General features: G+C 60.1%; 19 protein-coding genes and 1 tRNA gene. 7 read left to right on the plus strand and 13 right to left on the minus strand.

Annotated elements, in window-relative coordinates:
* Positions 1 to 43: 43 nt before the first annotated feature.
* From amn to ACSQ3G_RS04095, 9 genes are all read right to left on the minus strand, one after another.
* Positions 44 to 1,546 (minus strand): AMP nucleosidase, encoded by a 1,503-nt coding sequence (gene amn, locus ACSQ3G_RS04055; protein WP_105437208.1) that lies wholly within the window; start codon positions 1,544 to 1,546, stop codon positions 44 to 46.
* A 75-nt stretch (positions 1,547 to 1,621) separates the two neighbouring features.
* Complete coding sequence (locus ACSQ3G_RS04060; protein ID WP_156376348.1) at positions 1,622 to 1,792, minus strand: hypothetical protein; 171 nt, start codon at positions 1,790 to 1,792, stop codon at positions 1,622 to 1,624.
* 301 nt (positions 1,793 to 2,093) lie between these two features.
* The gene (locus tag ACSQ3G_RS04065; protein WP_436109147.1) at positions 2,094 to 2,390 is read right to left on the minus strand and encodes a hypothetical protein; all 297 of its coding nucleotides are present in this window, start codon (positions 2,388 to 2,390) and stop codon (positions 2,094 to 2,096) included.
* A gap of 449 nt (positions 2,391 to 2,839) precedes the next feature.
* On the minus strand, positions 2,840 to 3,094 hold the full coding sequence (locus ACSQ3G_RS04070) for a hypothetical protein (RefSeq protein WP_105437209.1): 255 nt from the start codon (positions 3,092 to 3,094) through the stop codon (positions 2,840 to 2,842).
* An 86-nt stretch (positions 3,095 to 3,180) separates the two neighbouring features.
* Entirely contained in the window at positions 3,181 to 3,447 is a 267-nt protein-coding gene (locus ACSQ3G_RS04075) for a hypothetical protein (protein ID WP_105437210.1), read from the minus strand.
* Positions 3,448 to 3,534: 87 nt separating this feature from the next.
* The gene (locus ACSQ3G_RS04080) at positions 3,535 to 3,750 is read right to left on the minus strand and encodes a hypothetical protein (RefSeq protein ID WP_105402840.1); all 216 of its coding nucleotides are present in this window, start codon (positions 3,748 to 3,750) and stop codon (positions 3,535 to 3,537) included.
* A gap of 86 nt (positions 3,751 to 3,836) precedes the next feature.
* Positions 3,837 to 4,106 (minus strand): hypothetical protein, encoded by a 270-nt coding sequence (locus tag ACSQ3G_RS04085; RefSeq protein ID WP_436109148.1) that lies wholly within the window; start codon positions 4,104 to 4,106, stop codon positions 3,837 to 3,839.
* Between the two features lie 86 nt (positions 4,107 to 4,192).
* On the minus strand, positions 4,193 to 4,411 hold the full coding sequence (locus ACSQ3G_RS04090) for a hypothetical protein (protein WP_436109149.1): 219 nt from the start codon (positions 4,409 to 4,411) through the stop codon (positions 4,193 to 4,195).
* Between the two features lie 573 nt (positions 4,412 to 4,984).
* Positions 4,985 to 5,323 (minus strand): DUF2147 domain-containing protein, encoded by a 339-nt coding sequence (locus ACSQ3G_RS04095; RefSeq protein WP_046629900.1) that lies wholly within the window; start codon positions 5,321 to 5,323, stop codon positions 4,985 to 4,987.
* 536 nt (positions 5,324 to 5,859) lie between these two features.
* Between ACSQ3G_RS04095 and ACSQ3G_RS04100 the strand changes: the two genes are divergently transcribed.
* A complete protein-coding gene (locus ACSQ3G_RS04100; RefSeq protein ID WP_436109150.1) occupies positions 5,860 to 6,126 on the plus strand; it encodes a sel1 repeat family protein in 267 nt (88 codons plus the stop codon).
* A gap of 187 nt (positions 6,127 to 6,313) precedes the next feature.
* Here the strand turns inward: ACSQ3G_RS04100 and ACSQ3G_RS04105 are convergent, their stop codons facing one another.
* The 3 genes from ACSQ3G_RS04105 to ACSQ3G_RS04115 all read right to left on the minus strand — a co-directional run bounded on the left by ACSQ3G_RS04105 (position 6,314) and on the right by ACSQ3G_RS04115 (position 9,062).
* Positions 6,314 to 7,423, minus strand: coding sequence for a pyridoxal phosphate-dependent aminotransferase (locus ACSQ3G_RS04105; RefSeq protein WP_436109151.1), 1,110 nt, complete (start codon positions 7,421 to 7,423; stop codon positions 6,314 to 6,316).
* Between the two features lie 77 nt (positions 7,424 to 7,500).
* Positions 7,501 to 8,364 carry a LysR family transcriptional regulator gene (locus ACSQ3G_RS04110; protein WP_436109152.1) on the minus strand — a complete coding sequence of 288 codons (864 nt, stop codon included), beginning with the start codon at positions 8,362 to 8,364 and terminating at the stop codon, positions 7,501 to 7,503.
* A gap of 344 nt (positions 8,365 to 8,708) precedes the next feature.
* Positions 8,709 to 9,062 carry a PilZ domain-containing protein gene (locus tag ACSQ3G_RS04115; RefSeq protein WP_436109153.1) on the minus strand — a complete coding sequence of 118 codons (354 nt, stop codon included), beginning with the start codon at positions 9,060 to 9,062 and terminating at the stop codon, positions 8,709 to 8,711.
* 282 nt (positions 9,063 to 9,344) lie between these two features.
* Here ACSQ3G_RS04115 and ACSQ3G_RS04120 point away from each other — a divergent pair, with 282 nt between their 5' ends.
* From ACSQ3G_RS04120 to ACSQ3G_RS04140, 5 genes are all read left to right on the plus strand, one after another.
* Entirely contained in the window at positions 9,345 to 10,574 is a 1,230-nt protein-coding gene (locus ACSQ3G_RS04120; protein ID WP_436109154.1) for an NAD(P)/FAD-dependent oxidoreductase, read from the plus strand.
* An 11-nt stretch (positions 10,575 to 10,585) separates the two neighbouring features.
* On the plus strand, positions 10,586 to 11,386 hold the full coding sequence (locus ACSQ3G_RS04125) for an aldolase/citrate lyase family protein (protein ID WP_436109155.1): 801 nt from the start codon (positions 10,586 to 10,588) through the stop codon (positions 11,384 to 11,386).
* A gap of 126 nt (positions 11,387 to 11,512) precedes the next feature.
* A tRNA-Ser gene (locus ACSQ3G_RS04130) sits at positions 11,513 to 11,602 on the plus strand.
* A 419-nt stretch (positions 11,603 to 12,021) separates the two neighbouring features.
* Entirely contained in the window at positions 12,022 to 13,083 is a 1,062-nt protein-coding gene (locus ACSQ3G_RS04135) for a porin (RefSeq protein ID WP_436109156.1), read from the plus strand.
* 182 nt (positions 13,084 to 13,265) lie between these two features.
* Positions 13,266 to 14,321, plus strand: a complete 1,056-nt coding sequence (locus ACSQ3G_RS04140; RefSeq protein WP_436109157.1) for a porin — start codon at positions 13,266 to 13,268, stop codon at positions 14,319 to 14,321.
* A gap of 154 nt (positions 14,322 to 14,475) precedes the next feature.
* Here the strand turns inward: ACSQ3G_RS04140 and ACSQ3G_RS04145 are convergent, their stop codons facing one another.
* The gene (locus ACSQ3G_RS04145; RefSeq protein ID WP_436109158.1) at positions 14,476 to 16,557 is read right to left on the minus strand and encodes a lytic transglycosylase domain-containing protein; all 2,082 of its coding nucleotides are present in this window, start codon (positions 16,555 to 16,557) and stop codon (positions 14,476 to 14,478) included.
* Positions 16,558 to 16,830: 273 nt separating this feature from the next.
* Here ACSQ3G_RS04145 and dapA point away from each other — a divergent pair, with 273 nt between their 5' ends.
* The gene (gene dapA, locus ACSQ3G_RS04150; RefSeq protein WP_436109159.1) at positions 16,831 to 17,715 is read left to right on the plus strand and encodes a 4-hydroxy-tetrahydrodipicolinate synthase; all 885 of its coding nucleotides are present in this window, start codon (positions 16,831 to 16,833) and stop codon (positions 17,713 to 17,715) included.
* Positions 17,716 to 17,774: the final 59 nt, after the last annotated feature.

Consider the following 17,774-nt stretch of genomic DNA (forward strand, 5'->3'; position numbering starts at 1 on the left):
TGAATTCGGAAAATCATACACCAAGGTGGCTGGCCTTACAACATCACTGAAACGCCGTCTCATAAAAGCTTCTCAGCTTGCGCGAGTGCAGTGTCTCTGTCGGCATGGCCGCGAGTTTCTGCACGGCGCGGATGCCGATCTGCAGGTGCTGGCTGACCTGGGTGCGGTAGAAGGCGGTCGCCATGCCGGGCAGTTTCAGTTCGCCATGCAGCGGCCGGTCGGAGACGCAGAGCAGCGTCCCGTAGGGCACGCGGAAGCGGAACCCGTTGGCGGCGATCGTCGCCGATTCCATGTCCAGGGCGATTGCCCTCGACTGGGAGAGGCGCTTCACCGGTCCGCGCTGGTCGCGCAGTTCCCAGTTGCGGTTGTCGATCGTCGCGACCGTGCCGGTGCGCATGATCCGCTTCAGTTCGAAGCCCTGGTAGCCGGTGACCTCCTCGACGGCGCTTTCGAGCGCCTGCTGCACTTCGGCCAGCGCCGGGATCGGGATCCATACAGGCAGGTCGTCGTCGAGCACGTGGTCCTCGCGCACATAGGCATGGGCCAGCACATAATCGCCGAGGCGCTGGCTGTTGCGCAGGCCGGCGCAATGGCCGACCATCAGCCAGGCATGCGGTCGCAGCACGGCGATATGGTCAGTGATCGTCTTGGCGTTCGAAGGTCCGACGCCGATATTGACGAGCGTGATGCCCGCATGACCCTTTTTCTTCAGGTGATAGGCAGGCATCTGCGGCAGGCGGACGACCGGGTCGGTTTCCGGCTTGTCGTTGCCTGCAAGCGTGACGACATTGCCGGGCTCCACGAAGGCCGTATAGCCGTCGCCGCCCCGCGCCATCATCTCGCGCGCCCAGGTGGCGAATTCGTCGATATAGAACTGGTAGTTCGTGAACAGCACGAAGTTCTGGAAGTGATCGGCGCTGGTCGCCGTATAGTGGCTGAGCCGGGCCAGCGAATAGTCGATGCGCTGGGCAGTGAACGGCGCAAGCGGCGCCGGCTCTCCGGGCACCTGATCGTATTCGCCATTGGCGATCAGGTCGTCGGTGTTGTTGAGATCCGGTGTGTCGAAGAGGTCGCGCAACGAGATGTCGGCGAGCGAACTGGTCGCCGATGCCTCCACGTGTGCGCCTTCGCTAAAGGCGAAATGCAGCGGGATCGGTGTCGTCGATTCCGAAATCGTCACCGGAACGCTGTGGTTGCGCATCAGGAGGCCGAGCTGCTCTTTCAGGTAATGCCGGAACAGCTTCGGCCGGGTGATCGTCGTCGTATAGACGCCGGGCGACGAGACATGGCCGTAGGAGAGGCGCGAGTCGGCGTGGCCGAAGGAGGTCGTCTCGATGCTGACCTGCGGATAGCAGGCACGGTAGCGGCCGGTCACGGCAGCACCATCGGCAAGCGCCCCAAACGCATCGATCAGGAATTTCGTATTGCGTTCGTAAAGTTCGGTCAGGGCATCGACCGCTTCGACCGGATTGTCGAAGGCGCGCGGCTCTACCGGGCTTGGGCTGATGAAGGAAAGCGGGGTCAAGGAAAAGATTCGTGTGTTCATGCGCTATTATAGAGAGAACTCAATAACAATCAAACGACGTTGAAAGGCGCCCGCCGATTGAACACCTGAACTTTTTCAAAGCGCCGCGACGCAGTTCGGCGTGGCGGGATGATAGCAGGGCACCCCGGTGCCAAGATGCACGCGCAGATCGTTGCGCGCCGGAACGGCGACGAGTGCGGCAAAGGCGAATGCGAAAATGGTCATGATCAGCGTTACGATTGTCAGGCGGCGTGCAAGGATGGTCATGGTTCTCTCCCCAAAGCCAATGACGGCAGAATAAAGGCGCGGGGCTGAATGCGCCCTGAGAGAGGGTTTCATCCAGCGTTCAGAATGGTTAACGCCGAAAGGGGGCGGAATGCGCGACGAATCGTCTATGACCTCCGTCGCTGGTTTCATCCGCTCGCCGAGGAGTAGGCACATCCCGCAGAGCACTGCGTTCATGAAAAAGCCGGCCACGAGGGCCGGCTTCGAAATTGGTCTGTCGGTGGAGAGGTCATCCCGTGCATTGGTGCGACCTGCGCGGGATGCGGTATCTTGAAGCAACTGCTTAGTTATGCGGACGCAACGTACCGTCGTAGTAGTCGCCTTCGTCCTGTCCACCATCGAGATCGGCATTGCCGCTCGCGTTGTTGTTGTACATGTAGCCGGTGCTCGGATAGATGCTGCCGGTCGACATGGTATCCACGCCCTGACTGCGATCCTGGCCGCGATCCTGCTGGATGGTCGGCGGCGATTGCGGCAGGCCGTTCGGGTCAGGATAGACGGCATCCTGCGCCATGGCTGCACCAGTAAAACCTGCTGAAATGATAAGAGCGGCAATACCGGAAGTCAGATAGGTTCTCATTGTCCTGTCCTTTCCATCTGTTCTTATGGTGCGGAGCGAGAGGTTCATCGCTCCGTCCGAGGTACAAATCCCTGGAAGGGAGGATCGTTCCAATAGAAATGGAGCGGAGCCGCCAACTAGCGGTTTTTTTGAACGGCAAAAAGCCTGTAATATTGCCGGAAACCGGCGGCGCGGTGCCAAATGCAGGAAATCTCACGAAGAAGAGCATCAACGTGATTGATTCGTGGAAAAGCTTCACTTAATCTTGAACTCGATGGCTGGTTTCAGAGTCCGGCCATCACGCACCGGAAAGACGATTGCGACCCGTCTTTCCAATCGGTGTCTTGAATGAACTGCGAATACCAGCCGCTCGCGCGGCTGGTATTTCATTTTTTCCGTATGTCTGCTGTCTGTTTGATCCCGCACCGGGCAAGCTCTGTGCGGCTATCGACGGTGAACGAACTTCAGAGTTAGTTCGGGCGGTTGACACCGCTGTAGTAGTCGCCGTTGTCCAGATCGGAAGCACGGTTATCGCGGCCACCGCCATTGTTGAACGGAAGCTTGCCGTCCTGGCGATCGATGCTGCCGGTGTTCAGGCGATCGATGGTTGTGGCTGGTCCGGTCTTTTGGGCGCCCTGGTAGTAGTCGCCTTCAGCAAGTGCTGCACCGGCGAACGAAACCGAAGCAATCAGGGCTGCGGCGAGGGCGGAAGTCATCTTTGTCATTGTCTTATGCCTTTCAGAGTTGCCCGCGGCAGTGAGTTTGCGACCCGGCCTGCGGACATATGTGCGATATCTTGAATAGGAGGCGGTTAGTTCGGACGAACTGCGCCTTGGTAGTAGTCGCCACGGTCCAGGATGACGGTGCCGTCGAACGACTGGTTCGACTGGTCGGAACCCTTGGCGCGAGCGATCGAACCGGTGTAGCCGAAGCTGTCGACGCGGGCGCCATGGACGGACTGAGCCTGCTGGGTGGGCTGTGCACCTTCGTAATAGTCGCCTTCATCGGCGAGAGCGGCGGTGGCGAAGGAAGCCGAAGCGATGAAGGCTGCGGCGATAGCGGAAGTGATTCTGGTCATTGTGGTAGTCCTTTCAGAGTGTTCCGCGGCTTCAAAGTTTGCGACCCGGCCTGCGGAAATTGTTTCGGTATCTTGAATGAGCTGCGATTAGCTCGGGCGGTTTGCGCCGTCGAAATAGTCGCCGCTGTTGACGTCGGCCTTCTGGGCATCAACCTTCTGGCCGATGCTGCCGGTCTGAACGTGGTCGACGGTGGCGGAAGCCTTGGAGGCGCCTTCGTAATAGTCGCCTTCAGCGAGAGCGACGGAAGCGAAGGAGGCCGAAGCGATAAGGGCTGCGGCGATAGCGGAAGTGATCTTGGTCATGGTGGTAGTCCCTTCAGAGTTACCCGCGGCTTTCAGTTTGCGACCTGGCCTGCGGAGATTGTTTCGGTGTCTTGAATGAGCTGCGGTTAGTTCGGACGAACTGCGCCTTCGTAGTAGTCGCCACGGTTCAGGATGACTGTGCCGTCGAACGACTGGTTCGAACCCTGGGCGTTGGAGACCGAGCCCGTGTAGCCGTAGCTGGCCGAACCCTTGGCCTTCTGATGTGTTGCCGGGTGCTGCTGGTCGGCCGACGGCGGAGTAACGCCTTCGTAGTAGTTGCCTTCAGCAAGAGCGGCGGAAGCGAAGGAGGCCGAAGCGATAAGGGCTGCGGCGATAGCGGAAGTGATCTTGGTCATGGTGGTAGTCCCTTCAGAGTTACCCGCGGCTTTCAGTTTGCGACCTGGCCTGCGGAGATTGTTTCGGTATCTTGAATGAGCTGCGGTTAGTTCGGGCGGTTTGCGCCGTCGTAGTAGTCGCCGCGACCGATCGGAGCCGGGATCTGGTTCTGTTGATCCTGAGCAATGCTGCCGGTCTGAACATGGTCGACGGTAGCGGAAGCCTTGGAGGCGCCTTCGTAATAGTCGCCTTCAGCGAGGGCGACGGAAGCGAACGAGGCCGAAGCGATAAGGGCTGCGGCGAATGCGGAAGTGATCTTGGTCATTGTCTTTATCCTTGGGTTATGTTCGGTTCGGTCTTGGGGTCCGAACCAGAGTGAATTTCTGTTTGCGATGCTGATATCGGACCGATCGGTTCGATCCGAAAGCCCCCCATTTCGGCGACTGCTGTCAACGAAACGTTGACAGCGAAAACTGCTTGGAAAAAATGCACGTAAAACGTGCTTATCGTGGCTATTTCTCGGAAAAAGCCACGAATAAATCGATTAAGTTACGATTTGGTAAGATAATTAATAAGTAAAATCAGTAATATATCCGGTTCCGAAAGGAATTGCACCGACTGCGTGTAATTTTCGGGAAATCATGTCATTTTCGAGGCTTTTATGTGGCGTAAATAGTGTTCAATAGGTATTCAAGCTTTTCACAAAACTGTGACATTGAAATTTCGCGGATTTTTACGCCCCAAATCGATGCCGTTCGCGTGATCAAATTGCCTTTTCTTGATGCGGCGCAGCAAAATATTCAGGCACCTCTTGACGGTTGGAAACCAAAAATGGCCGTGCCGTTGCCGGCGCGGCCATTTCTGCACTTCTATATGGGACGATATTCGGGCGATCGGCTTAGAGGCGGGTCCAGGTCTGCGACTTGCAAAGGATGGCGAGGACGCAGCCTTTCATCTTGAGCGAATTGCCGTTGACCGAGCCGGACCCGCTATAGGTCTTGTCCTCCGCGGGGTCGGTGATCTCGCCGCTATATTCGCCGTCCTTGCCGGAGAGCTTGCCGATCTGCTTGCCCGAATGTTTGCCGGTCTTCAGCGTCACGCAATAGGCGGTGCCGCATTTGCCGATCACCGCGGTCTCGCCGCTGGCGGTCTTCCAATTGCCTTCGATCGGCTCTGCGGCTCGGGCTCCGGTCGCGGCAAGTGCCAGCACTGCAACAAGCATCAGTCTGCGCATCATGATTGTTCTCCTCCTTCGCTTCCGCCGCTGAGCTTCGAGAGCAGACAGACGGCGCGGTTTCCTCCAGTTCGCACCCCTCTGGACGAACTCGTGCCGAAATTTATCTTACGCACACGTAAAGGTAAATACGGGTTTGGGCCCGATATGGCGGAATTTCAGCGCTCGGGAAGGCCGGGGTTTTCCACAGCCCTGGAGACAGGTTCGTCCAACCGAACCGTATTCGTAGTTAGCGATCGGTTTAAATCGTTTTCTAAACTTTTCGTAAAAATCTCCGCAAATTCCTTAAAATGCAAGGCATCCCATGTTTAACAAAAACTCAAATTTACGAAGCGTTTGAACTTTGTTTTCGTTGAATTAATCATGCTTTTTAGGCGTCTTTTGGAAGGTTGGGCGCATAGTGAAGTCATCAAACGAGCGGAAAAAATCGCCGGCCGGAAGGATCGAAACAGCCGCTTCAAGACGGTGATCCGGATGGAGCCCGAAAGGGCAAAAACAGGGCAGACGACGAACAACAGGCTTTAACAGGGATCAAACCGATGGCACGCTTTGAAATGAACAATTCCGGAATGGCCACCATGGGTGGCGAAACCCGCGCTGACACTTTCTGCGAAATGGGCCTGATGTATGCGACCGGTCGTGGTTGCGACGTCGATCTGATCTCCGCACACAAATGGCTCAACATTGCCGCGATCAAAGGCTCCGATCGCGCCGCCGAATTGCGCGCCGACCTCGCTCAGACGATGAGCAAGATGCAGCTGGCCACGGCACTCCGCGCCGCTCGCGAATGGATGACCATGCATTGAGCGCCTTCAGGAGCGCCGTGCTCGACGAATTGACCGGCCCCGCAAGAGGGCCGGCGGGAGAACAATCCAAAAGACAGCACCCATGAGGGATTGGGAGACAGGGCGGTCGGTCTGGACGGGGACGATCGTCGGAAATTGAGACCGCGACCGGCAGGAACAAGGCCGGCGCGGTCATTTTTCGTATAGCCTATAGGCCCTTCAGCACCTTCGGCAGCGCTTCTTCGAACAGCGCCATGTCCGATTCCGGGCCCGTGCTGACGCGGATGCAGCGGTTGAGCTGCGCAACACCCGGCATGCGGATGAAAACCCCGTGCTCCATCAGCCCATCGACGATCGAGCGTGCATAGGCGCCGTCGCGGCCGCAATCGATCGCCACGAAATTGGTGGCGGACGCCAGCGGCTTCAGTCCGTTGGTTTCAGCGATTGCCGCGATCCGGTCCCGCGAGGCCTTGATCTGCCCGATCACCTGGGAGAGGTAGGCCTGGTCTTTCAGCGCCGCGAGTGCCGAGGCGATACCGATCCGGTTCATGCCGAAATGATTGCGGATCTTGTCGAAGGCCTCGGCAGTGCCGGGCGTCGAGATCGCATAACCCACCCGCGAGCCGGCCATGCCGTAGGCCTTCGAGAAGGTCCGGGTGCGGATGATGTTCGGCCGGTCGATCAGGGCGGCGATATCGGGCGTCGCGCCGGCAGGACCTGTCTCGCAATAGGCTTCGTCGAGAATCATCAGGCAGGTTTCCGGCAGCGCCTTGGCAAAAGCGATGATGCTGTCGGCATCCCACCAGCTTCCCATCGGATTGTCGGGATTGGCGAAATAGACCAGCGGCGCGTTTTCACGGCGAACGGCTTCCAGCAGCCCATCGAGGTTTTCGCGGTCGTCGACGTAAGGCACCGTCACCAGCCGGCCGCCATGGCCGGCCACGTGGAAGTTGAACGTCGGATAGGCGCCGAACGAGGTGACGACCGGCATGCCCGGCTCGATCACCATCCGCACGATCATCCCGAGCAGGCTGTCTATGCCTTCGCCGACGGCAATGTTGTTGATCTGACAGCGCAGATGCGCGGCGAGCGCCTGCTTCAGTTCGAAATTTTCCGGATCCGCATATTTCCAGGTGCTTGTCGCCGCAGCGCTGATCGCCTCGATGACGGAAGGCGCAGGGCCGAAGCCATTTTCATTGGCGCCGATGCGTGCCTTCACCATGAGACCGCGATTGCGCTCGATGGCCTCGGGTCCGACGAAGGGGACGGTGGCGGGAAGGGCGCTGATCAGCGGCGTAAAGCGCGAGAATGCGGGCATGGACTTCAGTTCCGGTTCTTTTAAAACCGGCACACAATAGGATCGATTCACCGGCATGCAAGTCTGCTTGGGCTCGATTAGGCTTGATCGCCGCTAAATCTTTTCGCCTCCCGTTTGAAAAGCGCGTCGAGCCTTTCGATGACCTGACGTACCTCCGGCCGGTGCCGGTCGTCGTCATTGGCGACGATCCACATTGTATAGGTAAGCTCCGCGATGATGCCGCCCTCGCGGACCAGGCCGGGAACGGAATTGCCGATGAAGCACGGCAGCACGCCGCGCCCGTTGCCGCGGGCGATCAGCCTCGGCAGGATATCCGGAGAATTGGTCCAGGTGCGAATATCAGCCTCGTGATGCTGGAACACCCATTTATCGGCCGGGGAATGGGAGTTGTCGGTGCCGAGCGAAACCCAGGGCATGGTCTCGTCTTCGGCAAGGCTCTTCGCTCTATATATAGAGTGTGCGACGACGACTGATCGGCGGATCGCCACATTGCCTGATTCCGGCCTCCGGGCGACGATCCCGATATCCGCCTCGCGATAGGTGAAATCGACGCCCTTGTGCAACGACTTGCAGCAGAGCCGGAACCGGTCCTCTCTGCCCCTGATCTCCGGCGTGTGCTCGCTGATGTAACCGGAAAGCCAGGCATCGGCGCCGATCGAGACGATCGGCATGGCAAAGGCCTGCGCGTTCCAGTCGGCGATGCTGTCGGCGGTCCTTTGCATGGCGCGGACGTGTTCGAGCAGCGTTTCGCCATCCGGCGCCAGCCGATAACCCTGCTGGCTGCGCACGAATAGGCTCCGGCCGGTTGCCCGCTCGAGCGCTAGCATCCGCCGGCCGATCGTCGGGGCACTGAGGCCCGTGCGGGCGGCGGCGGCGCTCAAGCCCCCTTCGCTCGCCACATGCAGGAACAGCTTGAGATCGTCCCAGCCCGCGTCCGTCATATCAGGCACCCTATCGTTTCACCGGTGATCTTCCCATCGTTCATGGATGAAAAGCAGCTTTCGCCGGCGCGTCTACAAGCCGCGCGGCAAATCACTAGCTCGATGGCATCGCATCATAGATGGAGTGACCGCCATGCTTCTCAACTGGGTGAGACTTTGGGAACAGCTGAACAAGGGAAAGGACAGATGCTGCCTGAACGGGCCTCGGCATCCAATGGCCGATCCACTCGAGGGCGCCGAATGGGGCGGGCTGCTGTGGGCCGTGCCGTTTCTGTCGCGGCTGGCGAGCGGCGACCATGAGCGGCGGGAGGAAAAGGCCCCCCGGCCGCGGGACTATCTGCCCGTTAATGACTTGTCTCGAAGCTCAGCCGGATCACGTGATGCAGAAACTCGGCGTCGATCAGCATGTTGAAGCCGACGGTGACCTTCTCTTCCTCGCGGCGGATCACCGTGCATCCGATGTCGTCATGGATGCCGAGGATTTCGAGGAAGAAGTTGTTGGGCATCGGCAGGGTCGGGCCGACCTCGATCTCCGCACCGTAGAGCGAGATGCTGCGGATCAGGCAGCGGAAGCTGGTTTTGGTGCTGAGATGATGGCCGACAAGGATGACCTTGCCGGGGCGGTCGATCGTGAACTTCTCGAAGGCCCGGTCGCGCGGGCCGTCTTTTCTGCTGTCCTGGTCCATAGTCAAGGGCATCACACCCTCCCGTTTTCATTCCTACTCTGTGACTATATTCCTCCTGCGCTGACACATTCTGAAACGGAATGATAAAATGCGACGGATCGGCGGGGATATTGACGGCAAATCCCGGTTTTAACGCTGTAGAGGCGGTTTTTCCTTTCCGTATGGGACAGCTGCGAACTCATTGCGCATAATCGGCCATGTCGCGTTGTTGACGGACCTGTGTCGCGGGGATACCCCTTGCGATCGGATTGGTGGTGCTATCAACGAAACCATGATCGGTGTGGGGAGCGAGACGTGACGGGCAGGTTGGTGATAATTGGTGCGGGCCAGGCGGGTTTCGCGCTCGCTGCAAAACTCCGGGTCCTGAAGGATGCGCGGCCGATTACGATCATCGGTTCGGAAAACGTGATCCCCTACCAGCGCCCGCCGCTCTCCAAGAAATATCTGCTCGGCGAAATGGAGTTCGAGCGGCTGACCTTCCGGCCCGAAAGCTGGTTTGCCGAAAACGATGTCGAGCTTCTGCTCTCGACCTATGTCGAGGAGATCGACCGCAAGGCAAAGTCCGTCCGTATGCAGGACGGTGCCGTGCTTAAATACGACACCCTGGCACTCGCCACCGGATCCACGCCGCGCACGCTGCCGGCAAGTGTCGGCGGCGATCTCGACGGCGTCTTCACCGTGCGCGACAAGCGCGATGCCGACCTGCTCGCCGGCGAGATGAAGCCGGGCCGCCGGCTCCTTATTATAGGCGGCGGTTATATAGGCCTCGAAGCGGCCGCCGTCGCCCGCCATCTCGGCCTCGAAGTGACGCTGATCGAAATGGCCGACCGCATCCTCCAGCGCGTCGCTGCAAAAGAGACCGCCGACGTGATGCGCGCCATTCACGACAGCCACGGCGTGATCATCCGCGAAAGGACCGGCCTGCATCGCCTGGTAGGTGGAGGCGGCCCGGAAGGGAAACACGTGCGCGCCGCTGAACTCTCCGACGGGAGCACCCTCGAGGTCGATTTCGTCATCGTCGGCATCGGCGTCAAGCCGAACGACGAACTGGCGCAGGAATGTGGCCTCGACGTTGGCAACGGCGTGATCGTCGACGAGTTCGCCCGCACCTCGGATCCGTCCATCTTCGCCATGGGCGACTGCGCCATGCTGCCCTGGAAGGGCGAGCGCATCCGTCTCGAATCGGTACAGAACGCCGTCGACCAGGCGGAAGCCGCCGCGGCGATCCTTGCCGGCGGCTCGGCGCCCTATGACGCAAAGCCCTGGTTCTGGTCCGACCAGTACGATGTGAAGCTGCAGATCGCCGGCTTCAACATGGGGTATGACGAGACGCTGGTGCGCAAGGGTACCCGCGAGGGAAGCCTGTCGATCTGGTATTTCCGTCAGGGCCGCTTCATCGCCGTCGACGCGATCAACGATGCCAAGGCCTATGTAAGCGGCAAGAAGCTGCTCGACACTGGCATTGAACCGAGCCGCGCCATCCTCGCCGATCCGGCCGCCGACCTGAAACAGCTCCTCTCCTGAAGGGAAACGCCATGCCGTCTCCGAAGAATCACTTCAAGGCGGCGCTGAAGGCCCGCCAGCCGCAGATCGGCCTCTGGCTGAACATGGGAGAGGCACTGACGGCCGAGATTGCCGGCCATGCCGGTTTCGACTGGCTGGTGATCGACGGCGAACACGGCCCCAACGACCTGCGCAGCATTCTGGCGCAATTGCAGGCGCTTGCCACCTCGCCTTCGGAAGTCGTCGTCCGGCCGCCGGTCGGCGAGACCTGGCTCATCAAGCAGATGCTCGATATCGGTGCCCGCACGCTGCTCGTGCCGATGGTCGATTCGGCCGAGCAGGCGAGGGAACTCGTTCGGGCCGTGCGTTATCCGCCGCGTGGCGTGCGCGGCGTCGGTGCCGCCGTCGCCCGCGCCTCCGGCTTTAACTCAATTCCCGACTATGCCGAGACGGCCGCCGACGAAATCTGCCTGATCGTCCAGGCCGAAACCATGGCCTCGATCCGCGACCTGGAGAACATCGCCGCGGTGGACGGCGTCGACGGCGTCTTCATCGGCCCGGCCGATCTTTCGGCCGACATGGGTTATCTCGGTCGCATGGAAGCCCCTGAGGTCCAGGAGGTGATCGAGAAGGCGATCGGCACGATCGTGAAATCCGGCAAGGCGGCCGGCATCCTGACGTTCAGCGAAACCCTGAACCGCCATTATCTCGATCTCGGCGCGAGCTTCGTGGCCGTCGGCGCCGATGTCACCGAGTTTTCCGGCGCGCTGCGATCGCTGGCCGGTCGTTACGGCCGTGGCGGCGGTGCCGGCAAGCAGCGTTCGGGCTACTGAGAATCACTGAAGCTGCGGGAATGGAATCACTTGTTGCGATTCGCGTGTCGTGACCGGTGGGAATCGCATGACATTTCCATAAAAGACCTTGCCATCGATATCGTTTCCCAATAATCAGGCCCGACCGGAGAGGTGGCCGAGTGGTCGAAGGCGCTCCCCTGCTAAGGGAGTATACCCGAGAGGGTATCGTGGGTTCGAATCCCATCTTCTCCGCCATTCCAGGCTCGAAACGCCGACCCAATCCTCAAATCCAATCCCGTTCTGATCGACCTTTGCGTGTTGCTCGCAGGACCGCGCAGTCGCGCCCCCGTGGTGAGCGAGGTGATTCCCCTCCGGAGCTTTCCCGAGGCGCTAAGTGGCTGCCAGATAAGCTCTTTCTTAACAAAGCGTAAAATACCATCTAAGCCAGTCCCCGGCTTTGTGTCCTTTCGGCAACAGACTTATGGGAAGCGGGTACCGGAAGGGCGCCCGATTGAAGTTCCAGATTGCATGACCTCCCCCGTCTTGTATTTTCAAATCCAGAAGCGAGGCGGTGGATCGTCCTTCTTCTAGCAATCGACGGGGATGGGGCAGGGAACGCTGTCCTTCAGCCAAAAGAACCCAGACCCATACGAAACTTTGACTGGAGGTCAAAAATGAACATCAAGAGCCTTCTTCTCGGCTCCGCTGCTGCCCTCGCAGCAGTCTCCGGCGCTCAGGCAGCTGACGCCATCGTAGCTGCTGAACCGGAGCCCATGGAATACGTTCGCGTTTGCGACGCTTTCGGCACCGGCTACTTCTACATCCCGGGCACCGAAACCTGCCTCAAGATCGGCGGTTATGTCCGTTTCGAAACTAACATCGGCCAGGACCAGAACTCGTTCAACGACACCGACTGGGATAGCTGGTCGCGCGTTCAGCTCGACTTCACCGCGAAGTCTGACACCGAACTTGGTACGCTGACCTCGGTTGCTTCGGTTCGTTTCGAAGCCAACCAGGACGTTGGTTATGATTCCAACGCCAGCGCCAACGGCGCCTACATCAATGAAGCCTACATTCAGCTCGGCGGCTTCAAGGTTGGTCGTTACTACAACCCTTGGGATAAGGGTATCAACGGCGAGTCCGATTGGAACTCCGGTTCCGGTGCTTTCGCCAACACCCGCATGCAGTCTGTCGGCTACTTCTACACGGGCTCTGCCTTCACCGCCGGCGTCCAGGTTGACGAACTGTCGCGTGTTCAGGGCCTTGGTGGCCAGAACGTCGGTATCGAAGCTATCGTAACGACCAAGTTCGGCGGCGTAGCTTTCGACCTTCTCGGTGCTTATGACTTCAGCGCTGAAAATGGTGCAGTTCGTGCCCTCATCTCGGCTCCGGTCGGTCCGGGTACCCTGCAGGCTCTCGCCATCTGGTCGAGCGGCGTGGGTGATGCGAACTTCCAAAATGCCTACTACAACCGTGGTGAATGGGCTCTCGCTGCTTCGTACGCTTTCAAGGTCTCCGACAAGCTGACGATCACTCCCGGCGGTACCTACGTCTGGAACTCTGAAATCGATGCTGACGGCGAATTCACGGGCGACGACGCCTGGCGCGCTGGCGTAACGGTCGATTACACGATCGTTCCGGGCTTCACTGCCAAGGTTACTGCGAACTACAACGAAACTTCGGGCGCTGCTGAAGAATTCTGGGATGGTTTCGTCCGTCTCGATCGCACGTTCTAATCATCACGGAACTCCCCCGGTTCACCGGGGGAGTTCTCTATAAATGGCTGGCCTCTATGTAGGGCCTCCATATGGGGAGATGATACTGGGGAATGGGGCTGCTTATGCGGCCTTTACGCGTTTGATCAATTTTAGGTCGGGCGCGAACTAGCATTCAGAGAAATTGACTGGAGGTCAAAAGAATGAACATTAAGAGCCTTCTTCTCGGTTCTGCAGCGGCTCTCGCGGCAGTTTCCGGTGCTCAGGCTGCCGACGCCATCGTCGCTGCCGAACCGGAGCCTATGGAATACGTTCGTGTCTGCGACGCGTTCGGCACTGGTTACTTCTACATCCCGGGTACTGAAACCTGCCTCAAGATCGGCGGTTATGTCCGTTTCGAAGTCGGCTTCGGTGAGGACACGAATAGCTTCAACAACGGCGACTGGGATTCGTACAGCCGCGCTCAGCTCGACTTCACGGCAAAGTCCGACACCGAACTCGGCACGCTGACCTCCGTTGCTTCGGTTCGTTTCGAAGCCAACCAGGACGTTGGTTATGATTCCAACGCTACCGCCGGTAGCGGCGGTGTGACCGGTGCCTACATCAACGAAGCCTATATCCAGCTCGGCGGTTTCCGCGTTGGTCGCTGGTTGAACTGGTGGGATGCTAACGACCTTCCGGGCGAGCTCGACAACCTCGGTTCGAACCGTCTGCAGTCGATCTCCTACACCTATACCGGCTCTGCATTCACGGCTGGCATCCAGGTTGACGAACTGTCTCGTCTTCAGGGCCTCGGCGGCCAGAACGTCGGTATCGAAGCTATCGTTCAGGCGGCTATCGGCCCGGCCAAGCTCGAACTGCTCGGTTCCTACGACTTCAGCGCCGAAAACGGCGCGATCCGTGCGATCGGCTCCGTGGCCGTTGGTCCGGGCACCTTCTACCTCTCCGGTGTCTGGTCGTCGGGTGAGAATGCCTACTACGGCGTAGCCGATACCGGTGCTGGTGAAGCAGCTGTGGCCGTTGCCTATTCCTTCAAGGCGACCGACAAGCTCGAAATCATTCCGGAAGCCCAGTACATCTGGAATACGGAAGCTGATGCAGACGGCGACTTCTTCGGCGATGATGCCTGGGGCGCTGGCGTAACCGTCAACTACCAGATCGTTGAAAACTTCGCTGCCAAGGTTGCTGTAAACTACACGGAAGTTGGCGATGAAGACGGTACGGTACAGGGTATCGTCCGCCTGCAGCGCGACTTCTAATCTGATTTTATCGGATTAAGCTTAGAAGCCCGGCCTCGTGCCGGGCTTTTTGTTTTGATTGACTTTCGGCTGCAACAGGGATGGCTGTTCGAAATTAAGCGCGCGTCGCCTCTTACCTGAAGGTGAAGACCAGACTCGATCAAGCCGCAGCCTGCTACCGCCGCCCGAACCGCAGATCCGCTTCTATATCCGCCTTCTGCCCGAGCCTTGTCTTGTAGACCTGGTAGTTCTCCATCACCCGCTGCACGTAATTGCGGGTTTCGGGGAAGGGGATGCGCTCGATCCAGTCGACCACCTCGTCGAGCGACTTGCCGCGCGGGTCGCCGTAGCGGGTAATCCATTCGGGCACACGCTTCGGGCCTGCGTTGTAGGCGATGAAGGTGAGGATGTAGGAGCCGCCGAACGTGTCGATCTGCTCGCCGAGGTAATGCGCGCCGAGTGTCGCATTGTAGCCCGCATCCGTGGTCAGCCGCGCCGCCGCATAAGTGAGGCCGTGCCGCTTGGCGACGCCCTGCGCCGTGCCGGGCAGGATCTGCAACAGGCCGCGGGCATTGGCGGGAGAAACCGCGCCCGGGTTGAAGGCGCTTTCCTGGCGGGCGATCGCATAGGCGAGTGCCTTGCCGGAACCTTCGATATCGGCGCCGGCCGGGATGACGCCGATCGGGAAGGCGAGTGCTGCCACATCGATGCCGCGGCTGAAAGCGGTCTTGCCGATCTGCAGCGACAGGGCGTGGTTGTCTTCCGATTCGGCTCTTGCCGCGAGGATCGCGAGCTCTCCCGGGCTGGTCATTTCTTCCGCCAGCGCGCGATAGAGTACCGCGGCGCGTTTGCCGTGGCCGGCATCTTCGAGCCTTGCGATCGCCCGGACGGCTTCGCGGCTTTCGAAATTCTGACGGTCGGTCCCGCTCGCGGTCGGATAGGTGACGTCGAGTGACTTGAGGTCGAGCCGTGCGGCGGCAAGCTGGCCGTAGAACGTGCTGGAGAAATGCGCCGCCTTGGCGAAGAACTCCTTGGCGCTGCCCGGACCGCCGTCTTCCGCCGCGCGGCCGAGCCAGTAGAGGGCGCGCGACGCCGAAAGCGGCTTGTTCGAGGTATCAAGGATCTTGCGGAAATGTTTCTCGGCGGTTGCCGGCTCATGCAGCGCCCGCAGCGCATACCAGCCGGCGTGGAATTCCGCATCGACGATATCGGTGGAGGAAGCGGCGACATAATTGGCCGCGGTCCGGTAGGCGAGCTTGAACTCTCCCTGATCGGCGAGGCCACGCGCCACGATGCGGCGCTCGTTCCACCATTCCGTCGTGTTGACCAGTTTGGCCGCGTCGCGCGGGGCCTTTTCGAGCAGGCCCGCAGCGTCCCGGTATTTGTCCTGCCGCCGAAGATATTCGACGCGGGCGAAGAGATAGCCGGCATCGTCCTTCAGGGAGCCGTCGACGCCGTTCAGCAGCGCCTCGGCATTCTTGGCATTGCTGATGACGGCGGTCCAGGCCTTGTAGAGCGATTGCGCCTTACCGAGATCGCTAAAACGCTTCGCCTGTGCCGCACGCCCCTTGTACATCAGGAAGTCCATCCGCGCCTTGTGGTCGGCGGCGGTGAGAAGCGCAGAGAATTCAGAGAGGATCCGGTCTTCGGTTGGCTTGTCGAGTGGCTCGGACAACCAGATCTGCCGAAGCGGCCGGGCGGCCTCGACCTGTTTGCCGGAGGCGACGAGCGCGCGGGCGAGGATGAGCGTGCCCTCGGTGGTTTCCGGCCGGGTTGAGCCGAAGGCCGCGAGCACGGTCGGGGCGGGCGGGTTTTCGCGATAAAGCGCGCGTTCGGAATTGGCACGCAGACCCTTCAGGCCCGGCCAGCCCCTCAGTTCCATCTGGGCCGCCGCGATCTCGCCGGACGGCACGCCCGGCGCGCCGGATGTGGCGATCGCCCAGGTGAGGATATGCCGGTCGAGCGAGCCTTCGGTTAGACCGTTGCGTGTGGTAAGGGCGGTGGCGATGTCGTTGCCGGCAAGCGCATCGAGCCCGACTTTCAACTGGGGAGCAAGGACCAGTGGATCCGTCCTCGGGATCGTGCCGGTCACGTCCGGCACCGGCACCGGCATCGCGGCGGGCATGGTGATCGCGACCGGGTTTTCGGGCTTCATATAGGGAAGGGGGGCCATGCTTTCGGGCGGCGATGCGGCAAATGCATGCATGCTCGCAGCGCCGAGCCCCAGTGCTGCGAGGATCAGAACAGGCCTGTACATCCGGTAACTCGCGAAAATGGTCGTCCCCTTATTAGCCGCCAGCCACGTTAACGAAAGCTTACCGCGTTTATGAAAATGCGCGGTTTCTTATATGAGATTCCATATGAAATCCCTGGCACTTGCGCTTGTCGCCGCTTTCCCGCCGCTTTATGGTGCGCGACCTGAAAGGCTTTCGGGAAGGTCGGCTGCGTCGCGGCCCGTCCAAAGTTGTCGAGAGCCCTCATAGTCATGGATTGCGGCAGCAGAATGGACGCTGCCGACTGGGAGTTTTGCATGTTCAAGGGATCGATGCCCGCGCTGGTCACTCCGTTCACCGCCGATGATGCGGTGGATGAGCAGGCTTTTGCCGCGCATGTGGATTGGCAGATCGTCGAAGGCAGCAGCGGTCTGGTGCCTGTCGGCACCACCGGTGAATCGCCGACGCTGAGCCATGACGAGCACAAGCGCGTCGTGGAACTCTGTATCGAAGTGGCAAAAAAGCGGGTTCCCGTTATCGCCGGTGCCGGCTCCAACAACACGCGCGAGGCGGTGGAGCTTGCCGTGCACGCGGAAAAGGCCGGCGCCGATGCCGTGCTCGTCGTGACGCCCTACTACAACAAGCCGACCCAGAAGGGCCTGATCGCGCATTTCTCGGCGATCGCGCAGGCGACAAAACTGCCGATCATCATCTACAACATCCCGCCGCGTTCGGTCATCGACATGTCGCCGGAAACGATGGGCGCGCTGGTGAAGGCGCACCGGAACATCGTCGGCGTCAAGGATGCGACCGGCAAGATCGAGCGCGTCTCGGAACAGCGCATCACCTGCGGCAAGGATTTCGTGCAGCTCTCGGGGGAAGATGCGTCAGCGCTCGGCTTCAACGCCCACGGCGGCGTCGGCTGCATCTCGGTGACGGCCAATGTCGCGCCGCGCCTCTGCGCGGAATTCCAGGCGGCGACGCTTGCGGGCGATTATGCCAAGGCGCTCGAATACCAGGATCGCCTGATGCCCCTGCACAAGGCGATCTTCCTGGAACCCGGCCTCTGCGGCGCCAAATACGGCCTCAACAGGATCCGCGGCATGAACCGCACGGTCCGCTCGCCGCTGGTCTCGACGCTGGAACCGGCAACCGAAGCGGCAATCGACGCGGCACTGCGTCACGCCGGCCTCTTGAACTGAGACGCTTCCGCGCTCACCGCTTCACTTTCGGCTCTCGCCGCATTACATAGACAAGTAAC

It is taken from the genome of Neorhizobium tomejilense (assembly GCF_964254135.1).
GTDB lineage: Bacteria > Pseudomonadota > Alphaproteobacteria > Rhizobiales > Rhizobiaceae > Neorhizobium > Neorhizobium tomejilense.